The sequence below is a fragment of the Methylobacterium sp. WL103 genome, assembly GCF_008039885.1.
In the GTDB taxonomy this organism is placed as follows: Bacteria; Pseudomonadota; Alphaproteobacteria; order Rhizobiales; family Beijerinckiaceae; genus Methylobacterium; species Methylobacterium cerastii.
Genome location: NZ_VRUX01000262.1, coordinates 1 through 5,678 on the forward strand (window position 1 = coordinate 1; position 5,678 = coordinate 5,678).

The window sequence follows — 5,678 nt, forward strand, 5'->3', positions numbered from 1 at the left end:
CGCCTCTGGGCCAGGCTCAAAGAGTGGCGCGCCATCGCCACCCGCTACGAGAAGACTGCCGTCAGCTTCATGGGCGTCCTCTCCCTCGCAGCCGCCCTCGATTGGCTCAAGCGATGACACGCCCTAGGCGCCGCCGCAGGGTGCCCCTGAATGATACCTACGAAAACTACGTAATTCGCCGATAAAGGTTGGCTAAAGTCGCCGTACTTGATTAGGTCGTACGCGGTGATTTCTAAAAATAAGGAATAGATTCGAATGAAATGCATCACTGCTGTTTCTGTCGCGGTCATTGCGGCAGTGTCTTCCATGGGAGCGTCAAATACGGCGAATGCCGGCTGTCGCTCCTGCGGCCCTATCTCCCCCGTTTACAATTACCGGACCGCTAACAAGGTCTCGCACATGACGCAGTATCGTGACGTTCAGCGCACGAATTACATCCACAAGACGCGCCACATCTACAATGTAACCCGCGTCCGGCCGATCGTGCAGGTCCATACGGTAACCCGCGTTCATCACCACACCGTTCCGGTGATACATAACGTCAGCATGTCCAGAGTGCAGCGCCTGCCGACGCAGTACCTCTACAGCAACAGCGTCCAGAACATATATCACGGCTGCGGCTGTCATTGATTAAAGCACCGGTCTGATACGGCGCCCTCGTTACGTCGGGCCCGACCGGACCGCTTGTCAGCTCCGAACGTCTCATCATTCGCGGCTTGCCGTACTCGGTAAGGCGAGGCACTCCTTTGGGCAGACGGGCGCCCGCCCCAAAAGTCGTTTGAGGGCGGTTTGCGGCCCCCGCTCGCACAGTTTCGTAAGAAACACCCTGTCCTCAGTGCCGATATCGGTAATCCGGCAGGAACCTATCATCGTGCGCTCTGCCTGCCCCCAGAGAGCCGAGACGGCGTTCTTCATGTCCGGATGTTTCAATGCGGTCCAGGCATCCGGGTCGGCCTCCGCCGCTTTAACATAGAACGCGACAAAGCTCATCAGCGCGGCGAGACCGTCGCGGTGGGACAGCTGGCGGTCGGGCGTGCGCAAGCCGTCGAGTGCTACTGCTGTATCGAGGTCGTGAGTGTAGGCGTTTAGTTCGTCGAGCAAGTACCGGAAGTCGGTCGCCGAGGTCGAACCGCCTACGCGCAGATAGGTGGTCACGAACAGGCTTGGCCGAAATTGCCGCGCGATCCTGGCGGGCTCGAATAAGGCGGTGCTTTCGGGCGGGCGCCTGACCGCTCCTCCCCCAACCAGCGGATAGACATCGCCGTCGGCGGTCATCATATGCACCGACTCGTGCACGGCCGTCGGCAAAGCGTATTGGGGGTCTTCGCAATCAATCCAGGTGCGAAAGAAGGCTTTGTGCGCGATTGCCCGGAAGACCGAATTGCCGTTCGGCGATGCCGCTTTCAGGAGGTCGACGGCCTTGGCGTTGCAGTCGCGGGCGACGACCGGCTTGGCGGCGACGAGCGCTCCGGCCTGAAAGATGAGCCCGCAGAGAGCTATTCTTACGGTCTTGCGCATCGGCCCGCGTCCTTGCGAAAATCGAATACTGGCGCCGATAGCATTAAGGATCGGTATTCCAGGGGACCTTTCGATAGCCTTTGTAATAATGTGCACTTCACGTAGAGCTGTGAACCGCCTCAAAAATATGGCTCCGACAAAAACTCAGATGGCTCTTTATTTAATATCTGAAATCAGCATCGTCGTAAAGTCACGATTGGCGTCTATTTTGGAGCCAATACGAAATAAAGACTTAGTATTTATCAAAAGATTTTGAGCCCATTCTGCAAGGGCTTTTCACAGGAGATTTTAGCTCGCCATAGCCCGCATCTCCTGCGCACCCTCACGCAGCACGTAGCCACGGCCCCAGATCGTCTCGATGTAGTTCTTGCCGCCCGATGCGTTCGCGAGCTTCCTGCGCAACTTGCAGATGAACACGTCGATGATCTTCAACTCGGGCTCATCCATGCCGCCGTAGAGATGGTTGAGGAACATCTCCTTGGTGATCGTTGTTCCCTTTCGCAGGGCAAGGAGTTCCAGCATCTGGTACTCCTTGCCGGTGAGCGGGACCCGCGTTCCAGCAATTTCGATGACTTTCTGATCGAGATTGATGACCATGCCTTCGATATCGATAACCGACTCGGCGTGCCCTTGCGAGCGGCGGACAATCGCGTGGATGCGGGCGACGAGTTCGTCCCTGTGAAACGGCTTGGTCAGGTAGTCGTCGGCGCCGAAGCCGAGCCCCTTCACCTTGTCCTCGATCGTGCTCAAGCCCGAGAGGATCAGGATCGGCGTCTTGATCTTGGCGAGACGAAGACCGCGCAGCACATCGTAGCCGGACATGTCGGGAAGCGTCAGGTCGAGCAGGATGATGTCGTAGTCGTAGAGCTTGCCGAGATCGATCCCTTCCTCACCGAGGTCGGTGGTGTAGGTCACGAACCGCTCGGATTTGAGCATCAGCTCAACGCTTTGCGCGACAGCCGCATCGTCCTCGACTAGAAGAACACGCATTGCCAACCCCAGAAAATCTAAAAATCTCCTAACGCGAGATCCCTAACAAAAGCTTGACGTTCAAATCCGTAAGTTGTTATGCGAAGCTAGGAATCATTTGAAGGTAATACCATGCATGACGGCGCAATTCTCGTTTCAGGGCGAGACGAATTTGAAATGACGGCCGACCTTGTCGCCGCCTACGTCTCGAATAACAACGTTCCCGTCACCGAGCTGTCGGCTCTGATTGCCAAGGTGCATGCCGCCCTTACCAGCCTCGGCAAAGAAGCCGTGGCGGAGCTGGCCGGCCCTGAGAAGCCGACAGCAGCCCAGATCCGGAAGTCGATCACGCCTGAGGCGCTGATCAGCTTTGAGGACGGCAAGTCCTACAAGACACTGAAGCGCCACCTGACGCTGCGCGGCCTGACCCCTGAAGGTTACCGCGCGAAGTACGGCCTGGCGTCCGATTACCCGATGACGACGGCCAACTACTCGGCGCAGCGCTCAGCGCTCGCTCATGCGCTTGGTCTCGGTCAGCAGCGCCGGAAGATCGCACCCGAAGCCACAGAAGCCCCCGAGGCGGCCCCAAAGGCGCGTGGACGGAAGAAGAAGGTCGCCGAGGCGGCCTGAGACCGCCCTTCGCCCCGTTCCGGCAAACCGCGGCACCTTCAAGTTTGAGGCGGACTTGATCGTGTCACGGTCGAGCCGCCGTGAGGCAGCGGACGGCTTGATCGAACTCTTGTTAGTGCATGCGGTCGATTTCGCTCGATCCCATGCTTTTGGCCAGGATCGTTCCGAGTTCGAGCAGCATGACGTTGATCAAGGTCGGCAGGATGGGTGAGCCTAGCTCCTTGGTCAGGGATCGAAGCGCCATGAGCGCGTCGACCACCCGGTCGATCGTTTGCATCGTATGATCGGTCGCCGCCTGGCCATCTTGGCGCGCCTCCGTCAGGTCCGTCATCAGCCCGATGCAGCGCAACCCTCGGCCGGTCGGATCAGTCTCGATGCGTCCACGTGCGGCGATCCAGTGAACGCCTCCCTCTCGGCCGCAGGTGCGAAACTCGGCTTCAAACCGCCCTGCGGTGCTGTGAGCTTTGTGCATGAGGTGAGCGATACGCTCGCGATCTGCCTGATGGACGCCTTTCAGTAGCGCTGAGACGGGTACTCCCGTTGCACCTTGCGTCTCATCGACGGCAAGCACGCGAGGGAGCGCGCCTGTCAGCCGAACAATCTGCGTATCAAGATCCGTTTCCCATGTGCCGAGATAGCCCGATGCATCAAGTATGGACTGCAAGGATGCCGGCATGTGCTGCCTCCGTGAAAGATTGCGTCGCACATCACAACCTTGACCCTCAACGAATGCAATCCTCGAGTGGTCCAAAATTTGTAATACAGCCGCAGACTGTAGCCACCCCAGAACCCGTCTGGGCAGGGCGCAATGAGAGAGTGAGCACGGGTTCGGTTCGAATGAGCAAGGATCGTACACGAAGAAGTTATGCCATTTTCGCAACCCAGGATTGATATTTTCCTTGAAACTCAATCGCGCGCAATGCGTATTAGGTTGTGTTCGGGATGGCAGAGACGTCGGCTCGGCTTCCTCCCACCTGAAAGCGACCGCCGAGATGACCCTCACCCATGCGCCGAAAATCACCACCGATGGCGACCGCTCGATCGGCAGCCGTATCGCGGCGTATCGGACGGCCCAGCGACTGAGCCAGACCGCGCTCGGGCAGGCCCTCGGGGTCACGTTCCAGCAGGTCCAGAAGTACGAGAAGGGCCGCAACCGCGTCGGCGCCGCCCGTCTTCAGGCAATTGCCGACTTCCTCGGCGTGTCGGTCTCGACCTTCTTCGACGATCCGGGTGAGAATGCTGATGGCAAGGAGACGATCCAGAACCTGCTTCAGGACCCGCACGTGATGGAACTGGTCCAGACCTTCGCCACCATCTCCGACAAGGTGACGCGCCGCAGCGTGCTCTCCATCGTCAAGGCTGCCGCCAGTCTGCAGGGGGTATCAAGCGACGCCCAAAACTGAAAGATGACGCCCGGTGCAGGGTCTGTTCGACCTCAGGCGCCCTGCTTGCTCGCCCTCACGCGCTCCAGGGTGCGAGCGCTCTCGCGTTCGAACTGGCGTGGCGTCATCGCACCGGCATCCACGCGTCGGGCCAACTGCGTCCGGTAGGCGATCGCTGCTTCCTGATCGGGGCTGAGGGTGACGTTTGCTCGTACCGCAGCCCCCGTGCGCTCCGCCCATTCCGTATAGGAGATGCGCCTTGCGTCACGATCGGCTCGAAGGCGTGCGATGTCCCCCTGGAACACAGCTGTCTGCTGTGGGCCAGGCGCAGCAGTCTGGCAGGCGGTCAAACTGATCGAGGCGATAAGAACAGCAGTGATGTGTCGGTACATGGCAGTCTCCCCTAAATCAGGGGCTTGGACGGTTGTCGTCAACTAAGCAATACCCACAATGCAACACTCCAAAAAAAATCTGCGGACAGCTTGGAAGAGCTTCGCTTGATAGGCGAAAACACCAAAAATCCGTGGCCTGCCTCTATTCGGTAACCTGGGTTCGCAGTTGGTGCATCGTCGGTCGTGTAACGATGGCAGGGCGAGCGGACGGCACTGATCCGCTCGGTTCTTTTGGCTAGATGACCACCTCCGGCGCAAGTAACATGTAATCGAGCGACGAGTGCAGCCGGATAGTTTTATACTATTCCCAATATTAATCGATCAAGATGATGACTTTATTAATGGTGTAGAACAATTCGCCGTCGAAAAATTTATCCCGAGGCTTCGCGTGACAGATTTTTCAGTGATCAATTTCCCGCGAACTGCCCGGTTCTATGTATACGCTCTACGATTGATTATTCCGAAGCGTACAGCGACATCGCGTCAGTCGCGGGATGTCCGCGCCGGGCTGAAAGGCCAAGGTACGCCTTCGACCCCGAACCCAAGTTGCTTCACGCCCGACGAATGGCTGCTTTCGGGCATCGTCGATGCGGGCCTGGACGGCGAACTTGGGTCGGAAGCGGACCCAAGGCATGGGTTCCACCCGTCAGATTTTGACCTCTAGGGCGTGTCATCGCTTGAGCCAATCGAGGGCGGCTGCGAGGGAGAGGACGCCCATGAAGCTGACGGCAGTCTTCTCGTAGCGGGTGGCGATGGCGCGCCACTCTTTGAGCCTGGCCCAGAGGCG

The 5,678-nt window shown here is 58.6% G+C and carries 7 protein-coding genes and 2 pseudogenes; 4 read left to right on the top strand and 5 right to left on the bottom strand.

Annotated features, from left to right (window positions below):
- Window positions 1-117 (top strand): annotated as a pseudogene (locus tag FV222_RS15665) (IS5/IS1182 family transposase); the annotation flags it as partial.
- Between the two features lie 588 nt (window positions 118-705).
- Here the strand turns inward: FV222_RS15665 and FV222_RS15670 are convergent.
- Window positions 706-1,518 (bottom strand): hypothetical protein, encoded by an 813-nt coding sequence (locus tag FV222_RS15670; protein WP_147815013.1) that lies wholly within the window; start codon window positions 1,516-1,518, stop codon window positions 706-708.
- A 288-nt stretch (window positions 1,519-1,806) separates the two neighbouring features.
- A complete protein-coding gene (locus FV222_RS15675) occupies window positions 1,807-2,508 on the bottom strand; it encodes a response regulator transcription factor CtrA (protein ID WP_147815025.1) in 702 nt (233 codons plus the stop codon).
- 111 nt (window positions 2,509-2,619) lie between these two features.
- On the opposite strand from FV222_RS15675, the gene FV222_RS15680 reads away from it, so the two are divergent.
- Entirely contained in the window at window positions 2,620-3,117 is a 498-nt protein-coding gene (locus tag FV222_RS15680; RefSeq protein WP_147815015.1) for a MucR family transcriptional regulator, read from the top strand.
- Window positions 3,118-3,229: 112 nt separating this feature from the next.
- Here the strand turns inward: FV222_RS15680 and FV222_RS15685 are convergent, their stop codons facing one another.
- Window positions 3,230-3,793, bottom strand: a complete 564-nt coding sequence (locus FV222_RS15685) for a PAS domain-containing protein (protein ID WP_147815017.1) — start codon at window positions 3,791-3,793, stop codon at window positions 3,230-3,232.
- Window positions 3,794-4,109: 316 nt separating this feature from the next.
- Here FV222_RS15685 and FV222_RS15690 point away from each other — a divergent pair, with 316 nt between their 5' ends.
- Window positions 4,110-4,520 (top strand): helix-turn-helix transcriptional regulator, encoded by a 411-nt coding sequence (locus tag FV222_RS15690; RefSeq protein ID WP_147815019.1) that lies wholly within the window; start codon window positions 4,110-4,112, stop codon window positions 4,518-4,520.
- A 32-nt stretch (window positions 4,521-4,552) separates the two neighbouring features.
- On the opposite strand, the gene FV222_RS15695 is transcribed toward FV222_RS15690, so the two are convergent.
- Window positions 4,553-4,891 (bottom strand): hypothetical protein, encoded by a 339-nt coding sequence (locus FV222_RS15695; protein ID WP_147815021.1) that lies wholly within the window; start codon window positions 4,889-4,891, stop codon window positions 4,553-4,555.
- A gap of 280 nt (window positions 4,892-5,171) precedes the next feature.
- Between FV222_RS15695 and FV222_RS15700 the strand changes: the two genes are divergently transcribed.
- On the top strand, window positions 5,172-5,555 hold the full coding sequence (locus FV222_RS15700) for a hypothetical protein (protein ID WP_147815023.1): 384 nt from the start codon (window positions 5,172-5,174) through the stop codon (window positions 5,553-5,555).
- A 6-nt stretch (window positions 5,556-5,561) separates the two neighbouring features.
- Here FV222_RS15700 and FV222_RS15705 read toward each other — a convergent pair.
- Window positions 5,562-5,678, bottom strand: a pseudogene (locus tag FV222_RS15705) (IS5/IS1182 family transposase); the annotation flags it as partial.

Excerpts from the sequence above, each read along its gene's own strand:
- FV222_RS15670 (WP_147815013.1), bottom strand. The coding sequence starts at position 1,518 with ATGCGCAAGACCGTAAGAATAGCTCTCTGCGGGCTCATCTTTCAGGCC.
- FV222_RS15675 (WP_147815025.1), bottom strand. The coding sequence starts at position 2,508 with ATGCGTGTTCTTCTAGTCGAGGACGATGCGGCTGTCGCGCAAAGCGTT.
- FV222_RS15680 (WP_147815015.1), top strand. The coding sequence starts at position 2,620 with ATGCATGACGGCGCAATTCTCGTTTCAGGGCGAGACGAATTTGAAATG.
- FV222_RS15685 (WP_147815017.1), bottom strand. The coding sequence starts at position 3,793 with ATGCCGGCATCCTTGCAGTCCATACTTGATGCATCGGGCTATCTCGGC.
- FV222_RS15690 (WP_147815019.1), top strand. The coding sequence starts at position 4,110 with ATGACCCTCACCCATGCGCCGAAAATCACCACCGATGGCGACCGCTCG.
- FV222_RS15695 (WP_147815021.1), bottom strand. The coding sequence starts at position 4,891 with ATGTACCGACACATCACTGCTGTTCTTATCGCCTCGATCAGTTTGACC.